The sequence below is a fragment of the Undibacterium sp. Tian12W genome, assembly GCF_049339405.1.
Lineage (GTDB): Bacteria > Pseudomonadota > Gammaproteobacteria > Burkholderiales > Burkholderiaceae_D > Undibacterium.
This window is the reverse complement of the sequence record NZ_JBMPPK010000024.1, coordinates 19,726-43,293: the sequence shown is the minus strand read 5'-3', so window position 1 is coordinate 43,293 and position 23,568 is coordinate 19,726. Positions and strand designations below refer to the sequence as shown.

General features: G+C 51.2%; 17 protein-coding genes. 7 read left to right on the top strand and 10 right to left on the bottom strand.

Features of this window, described 5'->3' with window-relative positions:
- Nucleotides 1-11: 11 nt before the first annotated feature.
- Genes ACO0LI_RS25475 through lptF form a run of 3 tightly spaced genes read right to left on the bottom strand, consistent with a single transcriptional unit; the run spans nucleotide 12 to nucleotide 2,646 of the window.
- Nucleotides 12-383 (bottom strand): sirohydrochlorin chelatase, encoded by a 372-nt coding sequence (locus tag ACO0LI_RS25475; protein ID WP_422953267.1) that lies wholly within the window; start codon nucleotides 381-383, stop codon nucleotides 12-14.
- On the bottom strand, nucleotides 383-1,516 hold the full coding sequence (gene lptG / locus ACO0LI_RS25470) for an LPS export ABC transporter permease LptG (RefSeq protein WP_162041764.1): 1,134 nt from the start codon (nucleotides 1,514-1,516) through the stop codon (nucleotides 383-385). The genes ACO0LI_RS25475 and lptG overlap by 1 nt, the downstream gene beginning before the upstream one ends.
- Nucleotides 1,513-2,646, bottom strand: a complete 1,134-nt coding sequence (gene lptF / locus ACO0LI_RS25465; protein ID WP_422953268.1) for an LPS export ABC transporter permease LptF — start codon at nucleotides 2,644-2,646, stop codon at nucleotides 1,513-1,515. The genes lptG and lptF overlap by 4 nt, the downstream gene beginning before the upstream one ends.
- Nucleotides 2,647-2,696: 50 nt before the next feature.
- Here lptF and ACO0LI_RS25460 point away from each other — a divergent pair, with 50 nt between their 5' ends.
- Nucleotides 2,697-4,205, top strand: coding sequence for a leucyl aminopeptidase (locus ACO0LI_RS25460; protein WP_422953269.1), 1,509 nt, complete (start codon nucleotides 2,697-2,699; stop codon nucleotides 4,203-4,205).
- A gap of 75 nt (nucleotides 4,206-4,280) precedes the next feature.
- Here ACO0LI_RS25460 and ACO0LI_RS25455 read toward each other — a convergent pair whose 3' ends face one another.
- Entirely contained in the window at nucleotides 4,281-5,141 is an 861-nt protein-coding gene (locus tag ACO0LI_RS25455) for a substrate-binding periplasmic protein (protein WP_422953270.1), read from the bottom strand.
- Between the two features lie 258 nt (nucleotides 5,142-5,399).
- Here ACO0LI_RS25455 and xth point away from each other — a divergent pair, with 258 nt between their 5' ends.
- Complete coding sequence (gene xth / locus ACO0LI_RS25450; protein ID WP_422953271.1) at nucleotides 5,400-6,164, top strand: exodeoxyribonuclease III; 765 nt, start codon at nucleotides 5,400-5,402, stop codon at nucleotides 6,162-6,164.
- Between the two features lie 40 nt (nucleotides 6,165-6,204).
- Here the strand turns inward: xth and ACO0LI_RS25445 are convergent, their stop codons facing one another.
- Nucleotides 6,205-8,085, bottom strand: a complete 1,881-nt coding sequence (locus ACO0LI_RS25445) for a methyl-accepting chemotaxis protein (protein WP_422953272.1) — start codon at nucleotides 8,083-8,085, stop codon at nucleotides 6,205-6,207.
- A gap of 299 nt (nucleotides 8,086-8,384) precedes the next feature.
- Between ACO0LI_RS25445 and ACO0LI_RS25440 the strand changes: the two genes are divergently transcribed.
- Entirely contained in the window at nucleotides 8,385-8,897 is a 513-nt protein-coding gene (locus ACO0LI_RS25440) for a GNAT family N-acetyltransferase (RefSeq protein WP_422953273.1), read from the top strand.
- A 29-nt stretch (nucleotides 8,898-8,926) separates the two neighbouring features.
- Here ACO0LI_RS25440 and ACO0LI_RS25435 read toward each other — a convergent pair whose 3' ends face one another.
- Both ACO0LI_RS25435 and ACO0LI_RS25430 read right to left on the bottom strand, forming a co-directional pair.
- Nucleotides 8,927-9,397 (bottom strand): DUF1854 domain-containing protein, encoded by a 471-nt coding sequence (locus ACO0LI_RS25435; RefSeq protein WP_422953274.1) that lies wholly within the window; start codon nucleotides 9,395-9,397, stop codon nucleotides 8,927-8,929.
- A 6-nt stretch (nucleotides 9,398-9,403) separates the two neighbouring features.
- Nucleotides 9,404-11,659, bottom strand: coding sequence for an ABC transporter ATP-binding protein (locus ACO0LI_RS25430; RefSeq protein ID WP_422953275.1), 2,256 nt, complete (start codon nucleotides 11,657-11,659; stop codon nucleotides 9,404-9,406).
- A 395-nt stretch (nucleotides 11,660-12,054) separates the two neighbouring features.
- Between ACO0LI_RS25430 and cphA (ACO0LI_RS25425) the strand changes: the two genes are divergently transcribed.
- A complete protein-coding gene (gene cphA, locus ACO0LI_RS25425) occupies nucleotides 12,055-14,232 on the top strand; it encodes a cyanophycin synthetase (protein WP_422953276.1) in 2,178 nt (725 codons plus the stop codon).
- A gap of 173 nt (nucleotides 14,233-14,405) precedes the next feature.
- On the top strand, nucleotides 14,406-16,976 hold the full coding sequence (cphA, locus tag ACO0LI_RS25420) for a cyanophycin synthetase (protein ID WP_423036174.1): 2,571 nt from the start codon (nucleotides 14,406-14,408) through the stop codon (nucleotides 16,974-16,976).
- Nucleotides 16,977-17,108: 132 nt separating this feature from the next.
- Here the strand turns inward: cphA (ACO0LI_RS25420) and ACO0LI_RS25415 are convergent, their stop codons facing one another.
- Both ACO0LI_RS25415 and ACO0LI_RS25410 read right to left on the bottom strand, forming a co-directional pair.
- Entirely contained in the window at nucleotides 17,109-17,453 is a 345-nt protein-coding gene (locus tag ACO0LI_RS25415) for a ribbon-helix-helix domain-containing protein (RefSeq protein ID WP_162059322.1), read from the bottom strand.
- 84 nt (nucleotides 17,454-17,537) lie between these two features.
- A complete protein-coding gene (locus ACO0LI_RS25410; RefSeq protein ID WP_423036172.1) occupies nucleotides 17,538-18,119 on the bottom strand; it encodes a DJ-1/PfpI family protein in 582 nt (193 codons plus the stop codon).
- Between the two features lie 240 nt (nucleotides 18,120-18,359).
- Between ACO0LI_RS25410 and ACO0LI_RS25405 the strand changes: the two genes are divergently transcribed.
- Nucleotides 18,360-19,673 (top strand): diguanylate cyclase, encoded by a 1,314-nt coding sequence (locus tag ACO0LI_RS25405; protein WP_422953280.1) that lies wholly within the window; start codon nucleotides 18,360-18,362, stop codon nucleotides 19,671-19,673.
- A gap of 472 nt (nucleotides 19,674-20,145) precedes the next feature.
- On the opposite strand, the gene uvrB is transcribed toward ACO0LI_RS25405, so the two are convergent.
- Entirely contained in the window at nucleotides 20,146-22,236 is a 2,091-nt protein-coding gene (uvrB, locus tag ACO0LI_RS25400; RefSeq protein ID WP_423036170.1) for an excinuclease ABC subunit UvrB, read from the bottom strand.
- Between the two features lie 98 nt (nucleotides 22,237-22,334).
- Between uvrB and ACO0LI_RS25395 the strand changes: the two genes are divergently transcribed.
- The gene (locus ACO0LI_RS25395) at nucleotides 22,335-23,549 is read left to right on the top strand and encodes an aromatic amino acid transaminase (RefSeq protein ID WP_423036168.1); all 1,215 of its coding nucleotides are present in this window, start codon (nucleotides 22,335-22,337) and stop codon (nucleotides 23,547-23,549) included.
- Nucleotides 23,550-23,568 lie beyond the last annotated feature (19 nt).

The following is a 23,568-nucleotide window of genomic DNA, read 5'->3' as shown; positions in this document are numbered from 1 at the left end:
AGTGACAGCCTTCATAGCAAATTGAGGCAATAATCACGTATAGCCTGCAAAACCGTTTCATCTTCGCCAACAGCATTTACTATCTTGAACTGCAAACCAGGATGGCTTGCACGTATCGCGTCTGCCAACACAGGTAAGTCCCGCAGAACATGACCGCCCTGCCCTAAAAATACCGGAGCCAGGGTGATATTCTCACATCCGTCTGCAACCAATTGTGCAGCCAGTTCTGGCAGTGATGGCGTCATGAATTCCAGGAATGCCAGAGCCACGGTGACGTTTGGCAAACTCGCTTGCGTCATCGTTTGCAGACGCTGGAAAGGTGCAGCCCAGCGCGGGTCGCGGGCGCCGTGGGCAAACAGGATCAGGGCTGATTTATTTGCCATCAGTTTCTTTCAACATAGCGCAGGCCTAGCGAGGCAATAATAAGGAACAGGATACTCGGCACCACGGCAGTCACCAGCGCAGGCCAGGTATTGAGCAAACCCACATGCGAAAACAAGGCATTGATGAGGTAAAAAGTCATACCTATCATGATGCCGCTGAAAATCTTAAGACTGACGCCACCGCTGCGCACATGCAGGTAAGCAAACGGTAGCGCCAGCGCCATCATGACCAGCGCCGCAAATGGATAAGTGATCTTTTTCCAGAAGGCGATTTCATAGCGCTCACCATCCTGTTTATTGTCTGCCAGATGTTTGGTGAACGCGGCCAGATCGGTTGCCGACATGCGGTCAGGATCAGCAAACAGTACCGACAAGATATCCGGAGTGACTTCTGATACGACGTCACGGCTGGCCAGCTTCTCACTCTTGACAGCGGCAATATCTTCACTGGTCAGAGTTTTGGGGAAAGAAGTTTCTATCACGTCAGAAAGACGCCAGATATTCTTGCCCATGTATTCAGCATCCGTCGCTGTCATTTCACGTGACAGGTGGAAGTTTTTATCAAACTCGAATATCTTGACGCTCTTCAAATGGCGATTCGGCAGGATTTCTTTGACATTCAAAAAACGGGAACCGATGATGTCGCCAGTCAAACCATTTTCCCGCACCAGGTCCTTGGTCCACAAGCCGGTACGGAATTCCTGCTCTAGTGATTCACCGATGGCACTGAGCTTCATTTTCTCGGCAAACTTGCTGGAAACCGGCGAAATGACTTCGCCAAACAAGAAGGTCAACAAAACGAAGATCATGCCAATCTTGAGCAGGATACTACCCGCCATCATGGTGGACATGCTGGAGGCACGCATGATGGTGAATTCAGAATTGGAAGCAAACTGCGCCAGCACATAAATCGTACCGATCAGCACCGCAATAGGCATGAATTCATAGATGCGGCCAGGCCAGCCCAGCAATACATAAATCACTGCGTGCTTGAGCTGATAGCCGCCCCTGTTCACCGAAGACTGTAATTCATTGACCAGGTCAAAGAAGGAAAACAAGGCCAGCAAAGCCAGCATAACGAACAGGACTGAGCGTAATATCTCAACGCCAAAATATCTTTGTAAAATTTTCATGCTGGGCACTTTTCCTTACCGCGCAAACCTGATTTAAAACGTACCCACAACATCAAAGGGTGCCAGCGGCTATTCACTTTCAAACGCCATAAAAACATGCAGAGAGTCAGGACAGCCACGAACAAATGATGTGGCCACCAGGCCATGCCGAAACTGCTACGTTCCTGCACCACCAGCGCCTGCAGGATGTTCGTGATGGACAGGTAGATCACTACCAGCAACAGCGCAACGATCAGATTGGCAGAACGCCCGACGCGGGGATTAACATAGCCCAGCGGGATAGCCAGCAGCAGCAACACCGCGCACATCAAAGGCAAAGATATGCGCCACAACAGCTCGCCGAGTTTGGTACTGTCAAGATTTTCGATCAGGGCTGTCAAGGGCATGGATTTGGCTGATTTGTCTCCGGCGATACTGGCATTCTGGCTGGATATCAGCACGCCATATTTTTCGAACTGCATCATCTGGAAATCAGGCGCCGTTGGCACGCCATCGTAACGGCGCCCTTTGCTCATGACCAGAAATTTGTCACCAGCTTTGTCGATTTCTACCATACCCTCTTTGGCAACGACGATGCTGGAACGGCCATCTTTATAGGTATTGATGAAAATGTTTTGTACTTTACTGAGATCGCCAGCCACTTCTTCGACAAAGAAAATGCGGTCGGATGAGGCAGATTCCTGAAACTTGCCAGGTGCCACCTTGGCAATATCGGAGCGCTTTTCAAACCGCTCGCGGAATTCCACATTTTGTTGATTGGCCCAGGGCGTGACAATAAAACTCAGCAAGCCAGTCAGAATGACCAGCGGACCACCAAAGCGCAAAACCGGCTTTATCCATTGGGTCAGGCTCAGGCCAGAGGCAAACCAGACCACCATTTCAGAATCCTGGTAACTGCGGGTCACCACCAGCAAGACCGAGATAAAGCCGGTCAGCAGCAACAAGATATGCATGTTCATCAATGCAGTAAACCCGATCAGGGCAACCACGTCAGCAGACGCAACCTTGCCTCCTGCTGCTTTTCCAAGGATGTTAATAAGCATCACGGATATCGTGATGGTGAACAGAGTTGTGAAGACTGCGCCGGCGGCACTGTTTAATTCACGTCGAAGCGCGCGCTGAAAAATCATGAGTAGGATTATAATGTCTGTTTTACGAGACTTACAAAGAGGAGTAATACGTGGACTTTAGCATAAAAACAATCGACGCAAAAAGTGCCTCGACTGCCCATAAAGCAATTAAGACAGGCTGTATCGTCGTTGGCGTCTATGAAAACAAGAAACTTTCTGCTGCAGCAGCAGGTCTGGACAAGTCCGGCGACATCGCCGCCGCCCTGAAATCTGGCGATATCACAGGCAAAGCGGGCACATCCCTGCTGTTGCGCAAACTGGCTGATGTCGCTGCAGAGCGCGTATTGCTGGTAGGTTTGGGTGAAGAAGCAGCTACTGTTGGCGAAAAAGCCTACAACCAGGCGGTACAGGCTGCTGCCCGTACCCTGGCTGGTCTGGGTGCCAATGATGCAGTGATCGCCCTGCCTGCGGTCAAAGACCGTGACCTGGGCTGGTCTGTCCGCGCTACTGTGCTGGCTTTCCGTGAAAGCATTTTCCGCGCTGATGGCCTGAAAAGCAAAAAAGACACATCCACTGCTGGCGTTAAAAAAGTCGCCATCGCTGTTGATGCAGCAGACGCAACTGCTGCCAAAAATGCACTGGTACAGAGTGTAGCCCTGGCCAATGGCATGGATTTGACCAAAGAACTGGGTAACCTGCCACCTAACTTCTGTACCCCGACTCACCTGGCCAATACTGCCAAGAAAATCGCTACCGACTACAAAATGGTCGCCGAAGTGCTGGACCGCAAACAGATACAAGCCCTCAAAATGGGTAGTTTCCTGTCTGTCACCAATGGTACGGTAGAGCCACCGAAGTTCATCGTGCTCAAGCACAATGGCGGCAAAGTCAAGGATGCCCCAGTTGTTCTGGTCGGCAAAGGCATTACTTTTGATTCCGGCGGTATCTCGCTGAAAGCCGGTGCTGGTATGGATGAGATGAAATACGACATGGGCGGCGCAGCTTCTGTGCTGGGTACCATGCGTGCCATCGGTGAAATGAAGCTCAAGCTGAATGTCATCGCCGTTATCCCTACTTGCGAAAATATGCCTTCCGGCAGCGCAACACGTCCTGGTGACATCGTCACTTCCATGTCTGGTCAGACTATTGAAATCCTGAATACGGATGCCGAAGGCCGCCTGATCCTGTGTGACGCCTTGACATATGCAGAACGTTTCAAGCCAGCAGCCGTGGTCGATGTGGCAACACTGACTGGCGCCTGCGTGACTTCCCTCGGTCACCACAACTCTGGCCTGTTCACCCGCCATGACGAAGCGCATGACCAACTGGCAGCAGAATTGCTGGCAGCGGGCAAGCAAACTGGTGATACAGCATGGCGCATGCCTATAGAAGAAGCGTACAACGAGCAACTGAAATCCAATTTTGCAGACATGGCAAACATTGGCGGCCCAGCTGGTGGCAGTATCACGGCAGCCTGCTTCCTTGAGCGTTACACCAAGAAATACACCTGGGCCCATCTGGATATCGCCGGGACAGCCTGGAAATCTGGTGCAGCCAAAGGCTCTACTGGTCGTCCAGTGCCTTTGCTGACCACATTCCTGATCAATCGCGCAGGCTGATACCTGTCCGTGTTGAGATGAAATGAAAAAGCCGGGGTCTGATCTGTTCAGACCCCGGCTTTATTTTTGCTGACATCAGGGCTTGAACCAGAGCTCGGTGCGGTTCAATGGCATATTCGCCGGATTCAGGAAAGGATTTTGCAGCTCCAGCACCATTCTTTGCTTCAGAGCCGCCCTTTGTATGGCGACCTGGTGATATTTGAGGAAAATTTTCTCGAACTGGCCATTACGCACCATGTTTTCCAGCCCGTTGTTCAGGTCTTCAGCAAACTGACGCTTGCTGGGAGTGACAAAGAAGTAGTAGGCAGCGGGGTAATGCAGAGCGATGTCCTGGCTGATGACAAGATTTTTACCGGCATGCAAGTCCTGTTCTCTCCAGATTTCCATGATAGATCTGGGGAAGTAATCAAAGCGACCGGCTTCCAGCATGCTGAACAAAGCTTCATAAGAATTAGCTGTATTCACCTTGAGGCCATTGTGCTCCAGGATTTTGACGTCTGGCCAATCCTGTTCTTGCCCTGCCGAGTAATTCTCCATATCCCGCAAAGTTCTGATGGTCTTGAACATCTGGCGGTTTTCACTGAGAACAAAGGGGATGCGCCAACCGAGCAAGCCTTTGTCTATCGGTATTTTAATGGCGATCAGCGCTTTTTCTCTTTCATCCGTGGACATGCTCCACAAGAGATCAACTTCACCCGTGCCATATTTCATCTCATGCACGGCCCGGCCTTGCTGCATGGTCGCCTTGCTCGGCAATAGCTGGTATTTATTAGCGGATAAAGTCAGGGCCTCGGCCAGTAATTCGTGGATATAATCAAAATGACTATCTGTCTTGGCCGACGGACGTGGATAACGTATGACTGTCATATCTGCGTAGACAGCCTGGGAGCCAAAGATCAACATGGCGAAAAACAGGATTACTGAGCACTTACGCATAGTGTGTCTATAAAGAAAGCTCGCTACTGCATTTTAGTCTCTTTCCAAGATGAAATAAATTGCAGGCTCAATGAAAAAGTCAAAGATTGAAAAGTCTTGCTCCCTTCTGGTAAGCTGCTTCGCATACTAGCAAGTATTCACAGCGAATTCCAAATGCACAACATCGTATAAAATACCGTGCATATAAATTCGTTCAACAACCCAGCCTGCTTCCCGGTAAATTGAACGACACCTCACACTAAAATAAGTAAAACACACATGAAATTAGTCACCTGGAACGTAAACTCCCTGAAAGTCAGATTGCCACAAGTCTTGCAATGGCTGGAAACCAATCCTGTCGATGTGCTATGCATACAGGAAACCAAGCTCACCGACGACAAGTTCCCTCAGGCAGAGATAGAAGCGGCAGGCTACCACGTTGCTTTTACTGGTCAAAAAACCTATAACGGTGTGGCGATTTTATCGAAGCACGCGATGACGGATATTCAAAAGAATAACCCGCAGTTTGAAGATGAGCAGCAGCGCATCATTGCCGCCACCATAGAAGGCATACGCGTCATCTGTGCCTATGTGCCGAATGGCCAGTCACCGGATTCAGACAAATTCCAGTACAAGTTGAAATGGTTTGCAGCGCTGGAAAACTGGGTCAGGGAAGAAATGACACGCCATCCAAAACTGGCTGTCCTGGGTGACTACAATATCGCCCCGGAAGACCGGGATGTGCATGACCCAGCCGCCTGGGTGGGCATGAACCTGGTGTCACCAGAAGAAAGAACTGCGCTCAAGAACCTTATAGCTCTTGGATTGAGCGACAGCTTCCGCCAGTTTGAACAGGCAGAAAAATCCTTCAGCTGGTGGGATTACCGCGCCCTCGGCTTCCGCCTGAACAAAGGTGTACGCATAGACCATATCCTGTTGTCTGCAGAATTGGCTAAACAATGTACTTCCTGCGTCATTGACCGCGTACCACGCAAGTGGGAGCAACCATCGGATCATGCACCGGTGATTGCTACCCTGGCTTAAGATTTAGCCAACAAATTCAACAAATTTTTCGTCAACAAGTTTAATCGTCATATCCCAGACTGGGTGCAGAAGCCTTGTTCTTCGCCCAGCTTGATTTGGCTGGCGCTATACGTGGACCAGCAGCTGAATCTTCCATACGGAAGGCCGACATTGCAGTTTTCAGCAAGTTGGCCTGCTCTTCCAGTGAACCCGCTGCTGCCGCAGCCTCTTCTACCAAGGCAGCGTTTTGCTGGGTTGCCTCATCCATGTGCGCCAGTGCCACATTGACTTGCTGAATACCGTCGCTTTGTTCTACCGAGGCGGTGGTAATTTCATTGATGATCGCGGCAACCTGGTCAACCGCAGAGACAATACGGTTCATCGCAGCCCCGGCTTTATCCACCAACTCAGAGCCTTCACTGACTTTATTGACCGAATCTTCAATCAGGTTCTTGATCTCTTGCGCCGCTGCAGCACTGCGTTGCGCAAGAGTACGCACCTCACTGGCAACCACCGCAAAACCGCGGCCCTGCTCACCTGCTCTGGCGGCTTCCACCGCTGCATTCAATGCCAGGATATTAGTCTGGAAGGCAATGCCTTCGATGACGCTGATGATGTCGACAATCTTGCGTGAGCTGTCACTGATGCCCTGCATGGTCGTGACCACCTTGCCCACTACTTCGCCGCCCTGAGTCGCTACATCGGATGCATTGACCGCCATCTTGTTGGCTTCACGCGCATTGTCGGCATTATTGCGCACGGCTTCGGTCAGTTCCTCCATGCTTGCAGCGGTTTCTTCGAGGGATGAAGCCTGTTGCTCGGTTCGTCCAGACAAATCCATATTGCCAGTGGCAATTTCTGTCGCACCCACAGTAATGGAATCGGTCGCCTTGCGTACATCAACAACCATGACGCGCAATTGCTCCAGAAAGCGATTGAAGGCTGACGCAGTCTGGGCCACTTCATCATCGCCCTCGACATCGATCTTGCGGCTCAGATCACCGCCACCAGCGGCGATGTCCGACATGGCATCGCGCACCCTCTGCAAGCCAGCCAGCATACGGCCCACCAGCAAAGTCGTCAAGGGCATGATTACACCCAGCAAGACCAGCAGGACAACGGCAGAGAGTATCAGCAACTGATCCAGCGCTTCCAGCGCTTTTTTCTTGTCAATGACCAGCGCCAGGTAAATATCAGAACCGGTAATTTGCTGCAAGAGCATGAAGTGCTGCTTGCCACCTATCTCGGTCAGTATCGGGTCTTTTTGTTTGGACAGGTTTGCCAGATTATCGAGTGCCAGATCAGGGGTAATTTCCTTTGCCATTTTCATGACCCTGGCCTGATCTGCATGGGCCAGCACTTGGCCGCTCTTGTCCAGCAAGAAGGCATAACCGCCACCCGCCAGTTTGATGGTCAAAATCTGGTCAACAATCTTGGTCAGAAAAACGTCAGCACCCACTACACCACCCTCACCGCCTTTGACAGGTGCGGCAAAAGTGATCATCAGGCCAGGTGGCGCGACGCCCATGTACGGCGATGTTACGATGGGCTTTTTGGCCTCCATCGCAGCTTTATACCAGGGACGCACAGTAGGGTCGAAACCTGCAGGTGGTGGGTCAGGCGGGATATTGGTGAATTGCTTGTCGGGCTGGCCTTGATAAACACTGAGGAAGCTGCCGCCACCCCGCATCATGGTCAGGCTGGCCTGTAGATCAGCGCCGTTACCCAGGCCTTGTGACAAGCTGTCCATCATGGACAAATTGGTTTGTATCCAGTTACTCAATACCGCGTTATAACCTGCTGCAACACCGCGCATTTCATTGTTCAGGTCATTCTCTATCTGCGACTTCATCCTTAGATAACTGCCTATAGTCAGGACTATGGTACAAATTGCGAGCAATAATCCTATAACAACAATGAGTCTGGCCTTGAGTGATTTCATAGCTTCCCCTGAGTACGGATATGGATAAGTAACAAGACTTTGCTCAAGCAAATCCAGATGCGCGCAAGCACGCATATAGAAAAGCTTAATGCCTTACAACAATATTACGCCGCAGACTACGCAATGTGAGAAAAATTTTATCCAATTTACCACTTTGTAAAACAAGTTCACAAGTCTGTCGGTTTGCAACATCAATCCGGCTCAAATCAGCTTGATTCAATTCTTACTCAAACACAAAGAAAAGCGACTAGGCTTTTTAAAGCTAGCGCTTTAAACTAATCGTTTCTAAGGAGACAATAATGACCATCATCATCACGACAGAAAGGCTCTATCTGCGCACTATCACAACAGATGATGCCGCCTTTTATCTGGCACTGGTGAATGATCCTGCCTTTATCACCAATATACGTGACAAGGGCATACGCACGCTGGAAGAAGCCAGGACAGATATCATCAATGGCCCCATGGCCAACCAGGAAAAGATAGGTTTTAGCCTGTATGTGATGGAACGCAAGGAAGATGGACAGGCAATTGGCCTGTGCGGTCTGGTCAAGAGGGAAACCCTGAAGAACGTGGATATAGGCTATGCCCTGTTACCGCAATTTACAGGACAGGGCTATGCCAGAGAGGCAGCCAGAGCGACGCTAGATTACGCGCATACGCATCTGCGCATAAACAAACTGGCCGGCATTACTTCACCTGACAATGGCCCCTCCAATCAATTATTGCATGACCTGGGCTTTCAGTTGGAAGCTGTGGTGGTGTTGGCAGGTGAAAGCAGAGATACCAATTTATACGGCTATGAGTTTTAAACTGGTACCAATGCAATCACAAAGAAGTATTACAAGAAGCGGTCGAGTATCTTGCGGCTATGCTTGTCTATCTCATACATATCACGTATCAGGAATTGTATGCCGTGATTATCGGTAATCAATAAAGATGTCTTGCCGATGCGGCGTATATCTTCATCACCCTTAAGCACAAAATCGGTCTCGCCACGGTCGGTTGCTACCTTCCAGGTACATGGCAGGGCAAAGCTGGTGACGCTGATGATGTTGTTGATTTCAGGCATGAATTCGCGCCCTTCCAGCTCTTCCATGACCAGTTCACGTGCATCTGCGGCCAGATCATCAAGCTGATCTATCCATGCGACTTCCCGGCCATCTGTCATGACCAGCGAGATGCCCACCAAGGGTGACTGGATAGGAAATGCCCGCACCGGGCTGACGCCTTCAAACACTTCACCAGCCTCGTTGCTGAGTATCAGTTTGCCGAAAAAATTGCGGGTCAGGGTAAATTTTGTCGTTGTCATCTTCTTTTACTCCTCAACCAGTTCTGCATTACGGGCTTGCGCCTGGTAAAGCTTGTAGTAAGCACCTTCTTTGGCCATCAATTCATCATGGTTGCCCACTTCGACTACCTGGCCTCTGTCCAGCACAACCAGACGGTCGGCCTTATGCAGAGTAGATAACCTATGCGCAATCGCTATGGTGGTACGGCCTTGCACCAGGTTATCAAGGGCTTTCTGAATTTCTTTTTCTGTTTGCGAATCCACGGAAGAAGTCGCTTCATCCATGATCAAAATGCGTGGGTCTATCAGTAAAGCACGGGCAATCGAAATACGTTGACGCTCACCACCCGACAAGCCCTGGCCGCGCTCGCCAACCATGGAGTCATAACCTTGCGGCAGGCGCAAGATAAATTCATGCGCATGGGCCGCACGCGCCGCCGCGATGATTTCATCACGCGTGGCTTCTGGCTTGCCATAGGCAATATTTTCGGCAATGGTGCCAAAGAACAGGAAAGGCTCTTGCAAGACCAAGCCGATATTTTGGCGGTAGTCAGATACTACAAATGAGCGTATATCAACACCATCCAGCAAGATCGCACCTTCCGAGACATCATAGAAGCGGCAAATCAGGTTCACCAGGGTACTCTTGCCGGAGCCGCTATGACCGACCAGACCTATCATTTCACCTGGTTTGATGTTCAGATTGATGCCACGGTTGACCGCACGGTTACCGTATCGGAAGCCAACTTCGCGCAATTCTATCTGGCCTTTGACTTCTTTTACCTTCACCGGATTTTGCGGATCAGGCACGCTCGATACATGGTCAAGGATATCGAAAATACGCTTGGCAGCCGAAGCAGATTTCTGCGTCACAGACACGATACGGCTCATGGAATCAATACGGCCATAGAAGTTACTGATGAAAGCGACTGCAGCCACCAGCGAACCAACGGTAATATCACCCTTGGAAATCTGCCAGATACCAAAGCCCCAGACCACGAGAATACCGAGATCTGTCAGGAATGACACGGTAGGTGAAAACAGCGACCAGACCTTGTTGAGCTTGTCGTTGACGGCCAGATTATGCTTGTTGGCTTCGCGGAAGCGCCCTGCTTCGCGCTTTTCCTGGGCAAAGGCTTTAACCACACGTATGCCAGGGATGGTATCGGCGAGGACATTGGTCACCTCGCCCCATACCCTGTCTATCTTTTCAAAACCGGTACGCAACTTGTCGCGCACCAGATGGATCATCCAGGCGATGAATGGCAACGGCAACAAAGTCACCAGGGCCAGCTTGGTATTGATCTGCAACAGGAAACCAGCCGTCATGATGAACATCAGCACGTCAGTTGCAAAGTCCAGCAGGTGCAGGGACAGGTAAACGCAAATGCGGTCACTTTCGCTCCCTATACGCGACATCAGGTCGCCAGTGCGTTTGCCGCCAAAATATTCGAGAGACAATTTCAACAAATGTTCATAGGTAGCGGTACGCAAATCGGCGCCTATGCGCTCTGACACCAGCGCCAGGATATACGTCTTGCCCCAGCTCAGCAGCCATGCAACAACCGCAGAACCTAGCAGGCCGCCAATGTAAAACACCACCAGCTTGGGGTCGACATAGGTACCGTTTTGATAGGGAATCAGCACCTCATCCGTCAACGGCTTTGTCAGGTAACGCGGGATCATGTGCGCAGCCGTGCCCAGCAACATCAGCGAGAAGCCAATGAACAGTTGCAAGCGGTAAGGATGGGCAAACCGCCACAGGCGCAATAGTGTCCAGGTAGAAGGTGGTGTGTACGTTACTTTGGTGCAGACCGGGCATTCTTCCTGGTCCGGCTCCAATACAGCTTTACAGCTAGGGCAGATATTTTGTTCGGCGCGCACTACAGGCATGCCGGTAACATGACTTAACAATTGTTCCTTGAAGTGGTCCAGCAGGCGTATCGCATGCAAATTCTGGCCCAGGGTAAAACGCCAGCTCGCCTGCAAGCCTTGCTGATCCACCAGTTCCAGGTGGCCGACACCGGCATGGTCATGATGACTTAATTGCAAACCGTGGCGAAAACGCCATTCTTTCCACTCAGTTTCGCCGGGTGATTTGGTCAGCAAGCGCTGCTCTGTCACCACCAGCAAGCCCTTGCGGAAGCGAAGTTTGTTGTCGAGGTCAACCTCCAGAGCAGCTAAAACGTTCTCGCCCTTGGCGATCTGACTATTGAGGTCAGACTGCCAGGATACTGGAAGTGATGTAACAGGCTGTTCGGGGCTGAATTGTGTTGTAGTCATCGTAAAATGAACTCCTGCTCAAGAGCTGGTCCCGAATCAAATCAGGACATAAATTTTAGTAAAAGAGATCACTTGGTTTCCGTTTCCGGCATAAGCCATGTCACGGAAGCAGCAATTTACGGTATTCTATCGAAAGAAAAATAATCAGATAACTCTGATCAAGAGGATGAACTGCTTTTGCGCTGGCGCGCAAGTATATCAGCAGGCGTGCCTTTCACAGCCGCTTTCAATATGATATACAAAGTAACATTGTGGCGATGACAAGATTTTCAAGACACCAGAAAATTTTGCATGGCCGGCCAGCCCAAGATGTTGTGCATTCAGGGAAAACGAAGAAACGCTCTAAAATGACAAGACCTGGTCTGCATAAACCTGGCTTATAAAAGTTTACATACATGACAACAAACAAGAAAGACATCCGCATTCTCAGCGCAACGCACTTGCGGGGCCCGAATATCTGGACTTATCGCCCTGTCATTGAAGCAGTGCTGGACATAGGTGAGCTGGAAGAATTTCCATCGAATAAAATCCCTGGTCTGTATGAACGCCTGACGACCTGGTTGCCCGGCATCATAGAGCATCGCTGTGGTGTCGGTGAACGTGGCGGATTTCTGGAACGCCTGCGTGAAGGCACCTGGTCTGGTCACATTCTTGAACATGTTGTACTCGAACTGCAAAACCTGGCAGGCATGCGTACCGGTTTTGGCCAAACCCGTTCTACCAACGTGACTGGCGTGTATAAAATGGCTTTCCGCACCCGTGAAGAACAGGTAGGCCGTACTGCCCTGCAAATTGGCCGTGATCTGTTGATGGCGGCGATTGAAGATCAGCCTTTTGACCTGCAAACCAAAGTCACCGAATTGCGCGAACTGGTGGATGACCGTTGCCTGGGCCCAAGTACGGCCAGCATTGTTGATGCCGCCACTGAACGCCGCATCCCGTCCATACGCCTGACAGATGGCAATCTGGTGCAACTGGGCCATGGCGCAGCGCAGCGCCGTATCTGGACCGCAGAAACTGACCGCACCAGCGCCATTGCTGAAAGCATTGCGAGCGATAAAGACCTGACCAAGACCCTGCTGCAATCTTGCGGCGTGCCTGTGCCAGAAGGCTCCTTGGTGCGCAGTGCTGAAGAAGCCTGGGAAGAAGCACAGGATATAGGCCTGCCCGTTGTCATCAAACCTTATGACGGCAACCATGGTCGTGGTGTGTCACTGAACCTGATGAGCAAGGAAGACGTGATTGCCGCCTATGAGCTGGCTTCACGCAAAGGCGACAGCAAGAGTGTCATCGTTGAGCGTTTTGTCACTGGTGACGAGCACCGTGTGCTGGTCGTTGGTAACGAGGTCGTTGCTGTAGGCAAAGGTGAATCGCTGTGGGTCACTGGCAATGGCAAATCAAATATTACTGAACTGGTCGATGACCAGATCAATACTGATCCGCGCCGTGGTACGACTGAAGACCACCCCCTGAATGCGCTGGACCCGGCAGCAGGTGCAGAGATCATCCTTGAATTGAAACGTCAGGGCATGGATGCCAATTCCATCCCGCTGGCAGGTCAAAAGGTATTGATACAGCCTAATGGCAATGTCGCTCTTGATGTCACCGATAAGATCCATCCTGATATCGCCTATGCGGCGACACTCGCTGCACGTATCGTCGGTCTGGATATCGCTGGCGTTGATCTGGTGGCAGAAGACATTTCCCGCCCCATGGCAGAACAAGGCGCGGCAATTATTGAAGTCAATGCCAGCCCAGGCTTGCTGGCCCATATCAAACCTGCCAATGGTGAAGGCCGTCCGGTTGGCAAGGCCATCATCAATCATTTGTTTGCGCCTGAAGAAAGTGGCCGCATCAGCATCGTTGGCGTTGCCGGTACCAAAGGTTGCAGCCTGATTGCCCGCCTCATCGGTGCCCTGATCAATATCAGCGGCAAGGAGACCGGGGTCGCTTGCGCCCAGGGCTTGTTCCTGAACAAACGCCTGGTCACCGATGGCGATTGCGCGAATTGGGAAGCAGGCCAAAGACTGTTGATCAACCGTTCTGTAGAAGCTGCCGTATTTGAAACCAATGCCAAAGCCATGCTCAGCGATGGTCTCGCCTATGACAAATGCGCCGTTGGCGTCGTCACCGATCTGGATGGCCATGCCGATCTGGGCCCTTATTACATAGACAGCCCAGACCAGATGCGCAAAGTATTGCGCACCCAGGTGGATGTGATTTTGCCTGACGGCGTCGCGGTATTGAATGCTGCCGACTCTGCCGTGGCAGACCTGGCTGAGCTCTGCGATGGCAAGGTGATTTTTTATGGCAAGGACCCGGCACTGGAAGCCATCGTCAACCACCGCGCCCTTGGTGAACGCGTGGTGTTTTTGCGTGATGACAATATCGTACTGGCAGATGGCGAGACAGAAACTGCTCTGCTGCCCCTGAGCGCCTTGAAACCTGCAAAAGTCGCCCAGGCAGAGAGTGTACTGGCAGCAGTTGCAGCAGCATGGGCCTTGAACATCACACCAGAACTGATAGGTGCTGGCCTCAGGACTTTTGACTCAAGCAAGAAAGCTCCTTACTGATTGCTTTAAGCATAGTGCGGATGTCAAATCTGGCCTCCGCACAAATACAAGATATATTGTTTACTCTTAGAATTTGCTATTTATCTGATGGTGTGATTTCTGGTGCTTGCATGCTCAGGCTGTAAAAATCAGTACACCCTCGTTTGACGCCTTTTTCAACAGGACTAAGTTTTATGGAAGTATCACGCATCCGTGCCCTGCGCGGTCCCAATCTCTGGAGCCACCATACGGCCGTAGAAGCGATTGTTGCCTGCACAAATGAAGAGATGTCAATTGCTGGCCTGAACGGCTTTGAAGACCGTTTGCGCGCCCTATTCCCGCAACTCAGTATTTTGCAACCGACTGGCCATGATGATGCCATCCCCATGGCTCATGTATTTGAATTGCTGACCCTGGGCCTGCAGGCAGAAGCCGGTTGCCCGGTCACCTTCAGCCGCACTACGCAAACCCTGGAAACAGGTATTTTCCAGGTCGTCGTTGAATATTCTGAAGAAGCCGTAGGTCGTCTGGCCGTAGAACTGGCTGAACAACTCATCAATGCCGCATTGAAAGACCAGGCTTTTGACCTGGCTGCTGCGCTTGAACAATTGCGTGATCTGGATGAAGACGTGCGCCTGGGGCCATCGACTGGCTCCATCGTCAATGCCGCCGTCGCCCGCAATATTCCTTACCGCCGCCTGACGGATGGTAGTCTGGTTGCCTTTGGCTGGGGTAGCCGCCAGCGCAAAATACAGGCAGCGGAAATGGATGGCACCAGCGCCATTGCCGAAGCCATTGCGCAAGATAAAGAACTGACCAAGAAGCTCTTGCATGCTGCTGGCGTGCCAGTGCCTTTGGGGCGCTCAGTATCCGACCCGGATGATGCCTGGGCAGCCGCCCTTGAAATCGGCCTGCCCGTCGTCGTCAAACCCAAAGATGGCAATCAGGGTAAAGGCGTCACCGTCAACGTGACGACACGCGAGCAACTGGATGCAGGTTTCCATGCTGCCAGCGAATTCCGTGATGACATTCTGGTCGAGCGTTTCTTGCCCGGCAATGACTTCCGCCTACTGGTGGTGGGCAACAAACTGGTTGCTGCTGCCCGCCGTGACCCGCCGCAAGTGGTGGGTGATGGCAAACAAAGCGTGCGTGAACTGGTTGAGCAAGTCAATAAAGACCCGCGCCGTGGCAGTGGTCATTCCACTTCCCTGACCAAGATTCGTTTTGATGATATTGCCCTGGCCAGCCTGGCCAAGCAGGGTTTTGTGGCTGACTCCATTCCGCCCAAGGGCCAGCGGGTGGTCTTGCGCAATAACGCCAATCTCTCTACTGGTGGCGCAGCGACCGATGTAACGGATGATGTGCATCCAGAAGTTGCGGCTCGCGCAGTGGCTGCCGCGCAAATGGTAGGTCTCGACATCTGCGGTGTTGATCTGGTCTGCGACAGCGTCTTGAAGCCGATAGAACAGCAAAATGGCGGCATCGTTGAAGTCAATGCTGCGCCAGGTTTGCGTATGCATCTCTCGCCTTCCTTTGGCAAAGGCCGCCAAGTTGGTGAAGCTATTATCGCCTCGATGTTTGATGATAATGACGATGGCCGCATCCCTATCATTGCGGTTACCGGCACGAATGGCAAAACCACGACAGTACGCCTGATCGCCCATCTGCTGAGTGCCAGCGGCCTGCGTACAGGCATGACCAATACGGATGGCGTGTATGTTGCAGGCCGCCAGATTGATAGCGGCGATTGCAGCGGCCCACGCAGTGCCCGCAATGTTCTGTCCCACCCGGATGTCGATGCAGCCGTGTTTGAAACTGCCCGTGGCGGCGTCTTGCGTGAAGGCCTGGCCTATGACCGTTGCCAGGTTGCTGTCGTCACCAATATAGGTTCTGGTGACCACCTTGGTTTGAATTACATCACCACGGTAGAAGACCTGGCCGTATTGAAACGCGTCATCGTGCAAAACGTTGCCGACAACGGCTATGCCGTGCTGAATGCGGCTGACCCTATCGTTGCGGCCATGGCCAACAATTGCCCGTCTGCCGTCATCTTCTTTGCAGCGGACCACCAGCACCCTGTCATGGCAACACACAGGGCTCAGGGCAAGCGCGTGGTATATATAGAAAACGGCCATCTGATCGCTGCAGAAGGCAAGACACGCCATAGCGTGCCACTGGCTGATATCCCTATCACCCGCAATGGCAGCATAGGATTCCAGGTCGAGAACGTCATGGCATCCGTCGCTGCAGCCTGGGCAATTAATATTGACTGGGACAGCATACGCGCAGGCTTGTTGTCGTTTGCCAATGAAGCCGACAATGCGCCTGGCCGCTTCAATGTCTTCAACTTCCGTGGTGCAACCCTGATTGCTGATTACGGCCACAACCCGGATGCGATACTGGCACTGGTACGTGCAGTAGAAACCATGCCTGCCAAACGCCGCTCTGTCGTCATCAGCGGTGCCGGTGACCGTCGTGACCAGGATATACGCCAGCAGACTGAAATCCTTGGTGAGTCCTTTGATGATGTAGTGCTGTACCAGGATCAATGCCAGCGTGGCCGTGCAGATGGTGAAGTTGTCGCGCTCTTGCGTGAAGGCTTGAAGCAGGCAACAAAAACCTCGCGCATAGATGAAATCAACGGTGAATTCATTGCGATTGATCTGGCCATGGACAGGCTGGAAGCAGGCGACCTGTGCCTGATCCTGATTGATCAGGTAGAAGAGGCACTGGCGCATATCGCCATGCGTGTTGCAGCCGGTTAAACTCGCTGCACGCATCAAAAAAGCCGGACCAGTTTACAACTGGCCCGGCTTTTTTAATTACTGATGTCTTCAACTATTGCGGCCTGCCTCTCATGCAGCACAGACCCGCTAATCCATTTATCCGCTTGCTCATCAAATCATGAAACCCTTGGTTTCAGGTTTGACATTGTGCAAACCTGCCAGCGGCAGATGTTTGTCAGTGGTGATCTCACCGTCCAGCATCAGCGAGGTATAACGCAAACAGCAAACCCGCAGGAAGGACGAAAAATTGTCAATTTGGCCGCGGTAGGCAATCAACTCATCATACAGCTTGGTGATGAGTTGATTGGTATTCATGCTATCGCGCTGGGCAATCTCTTCCAGCACATTCCAGAATATATTTTCTAGTCTGATGGAAGTCACCACGCCATGCAGGCGCAGGGAACGCGCCCTGGATTCATACAGACCAGGGTCAGCTTTGATAAAAATCTCGCACATTTTTCCTCCCGCATATCGTCAAGAAAAAGATTTCCTGACGATTATACGGCACTTGCCTGATTTGCAAGCCAAGCCATAATATAGTTACAACTTGATTTCCGTTCCCAGCAATTGCAGGAACTGCCCTATCCAGGCTGGATGTGCAGGCCATGCGGGTGCAGTGACAAAATTCTTGTCTGTTACTGCATCGGTAACAGCAATATTTGCGTAATGGCCACCGGCCGCCTCTACTTCTGGCTGGCAAGCAGGGTAAGCTGAGCATTTGATACCCTCAAGCACCTTGGCGGCAGCCAAAATCTGAGCACCATGGCAAACTGCTGCTATCGGCTTCTTTGTCTGCGCGAAATGTTGCACGATAGCAATCACTTTCGGATTCAGGCGCAGATATTCAGGTGCGCGGCCACCAGGTATCAGCAAGGCATCATAATCCTGCGCATTGATACTGGCAAAGTCGTGGGTGATGCTGAATCTATGGCCTGGCTTTTCGGTATAAGTCTGCCGGCCTTCAAAATCATGGATGGCGGTAGCCACATAGTCACCTGGCTTTTTGTCAGGGCACACTGCGTGTACTGCATGCCCGACAGCCAGCAGGCTTTGGAAAGGCACCATTGCCTCATAATCTTCTACAAAATCACCGACCAGCATAAGAATTTTTTTGGCTGCCATGATGTCTCCTGAATATTGGTTTGAAGGAGACCCATTGTTGAGCAAATTTCAGCATCGCAGGTAATGACGGGTTACTACATGAATGAGAAAATTTCCACCTGGAAATTAACTATATTTTGCGCATTCTTATTGATATTTTGCGACGTATTAATCAAACAGTAACAGGAACTCGTATAAAATCAAATCATGCTCTGGAATTCGATCATACGGGGCGGGTATCGTTTATAGCCTGGAGACAACATGGCAGAAGCAGGACCGCTGTATAAAAATCGGGTATTGCTGCTCACGCAAACCTTTTTCATCATCGATAACAAGAAAGAATTGTTGATCGGTGCTCATAAGTACGACTTCGATATACTGTTTTTTGACCAGATGAGTGACTTTGTGAAGGCTGTACAGACTTCCGAAGGTCATGACCTTTTCGTGATTGACCTTGATGTGCTGTACAACATGCAGGATGACATGCAGCACACCCGCCGCCAGACCATGTTCCTTAGCGACTTGTTGCAGCGTCTGCCAGATGATCAAAGCTATATCTACCTGCAGACCGTGCGCCAGGGTGAGCGTTTCTTGCTGCAACAAAAACTGGTTGATAGCAATTGCATGGCCTACGCAGAAAAACCCATCACCAATGAGGTGCTGGTTGATAAGCTGTTCAACATCTTCGCCCGCCAAAAGCGCGGCGAGAACAATACCATCGTCCTTTGCGGTGAACTGTCTTCACTCGATACTGCCCTGCTGGCAGAAAACCATATAGAACTGCTGCACAATCCTGATGCCCGCTCTTTGCATGTGCGCGTCAAGGAAGCCCAGCCAGATATCGTCATCATCGATGAAGCACAATATTTGCAGACCGAAGCCCTGGTGCGTGTACTCAAAAAGAATATAGAATTTGACCCCGGCCGCGAAATCATCCTGCTGCAAAGCCGCCCTGACCCGGCCATGGCCAGGCGTGCACTTGATAGCGGCTTTGATGAAATCCTGACACCCAGCGACGCCGATGTACTGACACGCCAGCTACTGAACCGCGTCAATAAAATACGCGCCAGCAAAGACCTGATCAGCCGCGACCGCGCCACTGGATTGTTAAATAAAGTCGGTTTGCAGAAAAAAGCCCAGGAATGGATACGCCGCGCCAGTCGCGAAGACAAACCTCTGGCCTACGGCATCATCGACATCGACAAGTTCAAGAACATCAATGACACCTGGGGCCATTACTTTGGTGACATCGTCATCAAGCGTTTGTCTTTGGTCTTATCCGCACAACTGGGCGAACAGGATTTGCTCAGCCGTTTTGGTGGCGAAGAATTTGTCGTGGTTTTCTGGGATTGCACACCGGCACAAGGCAAACAAAAACTCGACGCCATGCGCGAAGCCTTTGGCAAAATCGTCTTCGAAGTCAAACCAGGTGAAAATAAAAATTTCAGCTTCAGCGGCGGCATCGCCGACTTCCCGACCTGGAATACCGAAAATGCCATGTTCTTGCAGGCAGATGCGATGTTGTACCAAGCCAAGCAAGGTGGGCGGAATCAGGTTTGTGTTAGTGGGAAATGATAGCGTTCCCAATCCTCGGTAGGTTGGGCTACGCCTTATCAGCCCAACACTGGGCCTCAACAAACGCATACCTTATTTAAGCGCCAAGTGTTGGGCTGATGAAGCGTAGCCCAACCTACAATATAAGCCCACGCATCACGTTTCACAAAGAAGCAGGCAATGAGAGTAATTTTCCCGTCCCTGGCCACTTTTTTCCACGTGGAAGAGTTCTTTTAAAAACCAACGCACTTACAGGTTCATACGCCAGAACATATTGTCTCGCGAGGCGCAATCGCCTCCTGCGCAACTGGTGCATTGATACTGGCTTTTCCCATCCCCAATGGGGAAAGGGTTTACTTTTCCCGTTGTTATGCTCAAGCACCAGCACCCTAAGCAGTTGCCGTTTCAACGCAGACCGGCTCATGCGCACAACTGGTTTTCTCCAAGGGCGCACAGGCCGGAATTCACGCTGTTTCAGCATAGGCAAGCAGCATCAAAGCACAGAATCGTGCCCACCCGCCCCAAACAACTGCTCCTTGACATGCGCTAACTGATCCCTGACCTGGGCTGCTTTTTCAAACTCCAGATTCTTGGCATGATCGAGCATGAGTTTTTCCAGGCGCTTGATTTCGCGGCTGATCTGTTTCTCGCTCATGACTTCATAACGCGCCTGCTCTTGCGCTACTGCCAGGTCTTCTTTCGCTTCTTGCGGATTGTAAACGCCATCGATGATGTCCTTGATCTGCTTACGTATACCTACCGGCGTAATATTATTGGCCAGATTAAAAGCCAGTTGTTTATTACGGCGGCGCTCGGTTTCTCCCATGGCGCGGCGCATGGAATCAGTGACCTTGTCGGCATACAAGATAGCCTTGCCGTGCAGGTTACGCGCAGCACGGCCTATGGTTTGGATCAAGCTGCGTTCAGAACGCAGGAAACCTTCTTTGTCTGCATCAAGAATAGCCACCAGCGACACCTCAGGGATATCCAGACCTTCGCGCAGCAAGTTAATACCGACCAGCACATCAAAAGTGCCGAGGCGCAGATCGCGGATAATTTCCACACGCTCTACCGTATCAATATCGCTATGCAGGTAACGCACCTTGATGCCGTTTTCGTTGAGGAATTCGGTCAATTGTTCTGACATGCGCTTGGTCAGGGTAGTGACCAGTACGCGCTCATGCTTTTTCACTCGCTCGATAATCTGGTTCATCAAATCATCGACCTGCGTCAGCGCTGGGCGCACTTCAATTTCCGGATCGACCAGGCCAGTAGGCCTGACCAGTTGCTCTACTGTCTGGTCAGAATGCTGGTCTTCATAATCACCTGGCGTGGCTGAGACAAATACGGTCTGGCGCAGCTTGCTTTCGAATTCTGCAAACTTCAACGGGCGGTTATCCAGTGCCGATGGCAGACGGAAGCCATAATCGACCAAATTAGTCTTGCGCGCCCTGTCACCGTTGTACATACCATTCAACTGGCCTGTCAGCACATGCGATTCATCCAGGAACATCAGGGCATCTGGCGGCAGGTAATCGACCAGGGTTGGTGGCGGTTCACCGGCCTTGGCACCACTGAGGTGACGAGAGTAATTTTCGATCCCCTTGGTGAAGCCAATCTCGGCCATCATTTCCAAATCAAAGCGGGTGCGCTGTTCTATGCGCTGCTCTTCGATGAGTTTGTTTTCACGGCGGAAGAAGTCGAGGCGCTCACGCAATTCCTCCTTGATGGTCTCAATGGCACGCAAGACGGTTTCACGCGGTGTCACATAGTGAGAACTTGGATAGACTGTAAAGCGCGGTATCTTTTGTTTGATACGCCCGGTCAGCGGATCAAACAATTGCAGGTTTTCGATTTCATCATCAAACATTTCGACGCGCACAGCCATCTCGGCATGTTCTGCCGGGAAGATATCAATGGTGTCACCACGCACACGGAAAGTACCGCGTCCAAAATCAACTTCATTGCGCTTGTACTGCATCTGTATCAGGCGGGCGATGACATCACGCTGGCTGACCTTGTCCCTGGCACGCAGGGTCAATATCATCTTGTGGTATTCATTCGGGTTACCGATACCATAGATGGCGGAGACAGTTGCCACAATGATGACATCCCGTCTTTCCATCAGCGATTTGGTACAGGACAAACGCATCTGTTCTATATGTTCATTGATAGCAGAATCTTTCTCAATGAACAAGTCGCGCTGCGGCACATACGCTTCTGGTTGATAGTAATCGTAATAACTGACAAAATACTCTACCGCATTGCGTGGAAAGAATTCCCTGAACTCACTGTACAACTGTGCTGCCAGGGTTTTATTAGGTGCAAAAATGATGGCCGGCCTACCTGTCCTGGCGATCACGTTTGCCATCGTGTAAGTCTTACCCGACCCCGTCACTCCCAGCAGTGTCTGAAAAAACAAACCGTCACTGATACCCTCGACCAATTGTGCAATTGCCGCTGGCTGATCACCCGCTGGCTGGAACATTTGATACAACTGATAAGGTGAATCAGGGAAACTGATAAATTTTGATTCGTCCAGCTGTTCTGACAAAGCTGTTGAATTAACTGGTGCTACGGCCATGATGCGATTACCTTTGCTAAAATAGGTGGCTGTACTATGCAATCTGCCTCATTCCAACCATTACTGTCGGCAACGACAAATATTTCCATATTATCACGATGACTGCTTCCACATCTTCACCCCTGTTTTCCGCCATAGAAATGGCCCCCCGCGACCCTATCCTGGGCATCACTGAAGCCTTTAATGCTGACCAGAACCCTGCCAAGGTCAATCTGGGTGTAGGCGTTTATTATGATGACAATGGCAAGGTACCATTGCTGGAGTGCGTCAAAAAAGCTGAAGCTATTTTGATGGAAAAATTCGCCCCACGCACTTACCTGCCTATCGAAGGCCTGGCTGCCTATGATAAAGCGGTACAGGAACTGGTGTTCGGTGCTGACAGCGATGTCGTAAAGGAAAAGCGTGCAATTACTGCCCAGGCCATCGGCGGTACTGGCGCGCTGAAGCTGGGCGCAGACTTCTTGCAGCGCTTTACACCAAATTCTGAAGTCTGGATCAGCGACCCAAGCTGGGAAAACCACCGCGCCCTGTTTGAATCGGCTGGTTTTAAAGTCAACTCCTACCCTTACTATGATCCAGCGACACGCGGCGTCAATTTCGCTGGCATGCTGGATGCATTGAAATCCATGCCTGAAGGCTCCATCGTATTGCTGCACGCTTGTTGCCACAATCCAACCGGTGCTGATCTGACTGATGATCAATGGACAGACGTCATTGCCGTAGTTGCCCAGCGTAACCTCATCCCTTTCCTCGACATGGCTTATCAGGGCTTTGGCGATGGCATTGAAGCAGATGGCAAAGTGGTACGCCGTTTTGCCGAAGCAGGCGGTGCCCTGTTTGTCTCCAACTCTTTCTCCAAATCCTTCTCCCTGTATGGCGAACGTGTCGGTGCACTGAGCATTGCTGCCTCCAGCGCAGAAGAAGCAGCGCGCATCATGTCACAACTGAAACGCGTGATCCGCACCAATTACTCCAATCCACCTACCCATGGTGGCCAGGTAGTGGCAACCGTGCTGGCAACGCCAGAGCTGCGTCAATTGTGGGAAGAAGAACTGGCTGGCATGCGCGTACGTATACGCGAAATGCGCAATGCCTTTGTTAGCAAACTCAAGGAACAGGCTCCAGGCCATGACTTTGATTTTGTCGTCCAGCAGCGCGGCATGTTCTCGTATTCTGGCCTGACCAAAGAACAGGTTGGCAAACTGCGTGAGAACAATTCCATCTACGCTGTTGATACAGGCCGCATCTGTGTAGCTGCACTCAATAACAAGAATATTAACAACGTTATTGCGGCAATTACTGCGGTTTTGTAATTCGATTTGACTTGCGTAT

Coding starts and splice junctions, on each gene's coding strand:
- ACO0LI_RS25475 (WP_422953267.1), bottom strand. CDS start 383: ATGGCAAATAAATCAGCCCTGATCCTGTTTGCCCACGGCGCCCGCGAC.
- lptG (WP_162041764.1), bottom strand. CDS start 1,516: ATGAAAATTTTACAAAGATATTTTGGCGTTGAGATATTACGCTCAGTC.
- lptF (WP_422953268.1), bottom strand. CDS start 2,646: ATGATTTTTCAGCGCGCGCTTCGACGTGAATTAAACAGTGCCGCCGGC.
- ACO0LI_RS25455 (WP_422953270.1), bottom strand. CDS start 5,141: ATGCGTAAGTGCTCAGTAATCCTGTTTTTCGCCATGTTGATCTTTGGC.
- xth (WP_422953271.1), top strand. CDS start 5,400: ATGAAATTAGTCACCTGGAACGTAAACTCCCTGAAAGTCAGATTGCCA.
- ACO0LI_RS25445 (WP_422953272.1), bottom strand. CDS start 8,085: ATGAAATCACTCAAGGCCAGACTCATTGTTGTTATAGGATTATTGCTC.
- ACO0LI_RS25440 (WP_422953273.1), top strand. CDS start 8,385: ATGACCATCATCATCACGACAGAAAGGCTCTATCTGCGCACTATCACA.
- ACO0LI_RS25435 (WP_422953274.1), bottom strand. CDS start 9,397: ATGACAACGACAAAATTTACCCTGACCCGCAATTTTTTCGGCAAACTG.
- ACO0LI_RS25430 (WP_422953275.1), bottom strand. CDS start 11,659: ATGACTACAACACAATTCAGCCCCGAACAGCCTGTTACATCACTTCCA.
- cphA (WP_422953276.1), top strand. CDS start 12,055: ATGACAACAAACAAGAAAGACATCCGCATTCTCAGCGCAACGCACTTG.
- cphA (WP_423036174.1), top strand. CDS start 14,406: ATGGAAGTATCACGCATCCGTGCCCTGCGCGGTCCCAATCTCTGGAGC.
- ACO0LI_RS25415 (WP_162059322.1), bottom strand. CDS start 17,453: ATGTGCGAGATTTTTATCAAAGCTGACCCTGGTCTGTATGAATCCAGG.
- ACO0LI_RS25410 (WP_423036172.1), bottom strand. CDS start 18,119: ATGGCAGCCAAAAAAATTCTTATGCTGGTCGGTGATTTTGTAGAAGAT.
- ACO0LI_RS25405 (WP_422953280.1), top strand. CDS start 18,360: ATGGCAGAAGCAGGACCGCTGTATAAAAATCGGGTATTGCTGCTCACG.
- uvrB (WP_423036170.1), bottom strand. CDS start 22,236: ATGGCCGTAGCACCAGTTAATTCAACAGCTTTGTCAGAACAGCTGGAC.
- ACO0LI_RS25395 (WP_423036168.1), top strand. CDS start 22,335: ATGACTGCTTCCACATCTTCACCCCTGTTTTCCGCCATAGAAATGGCC.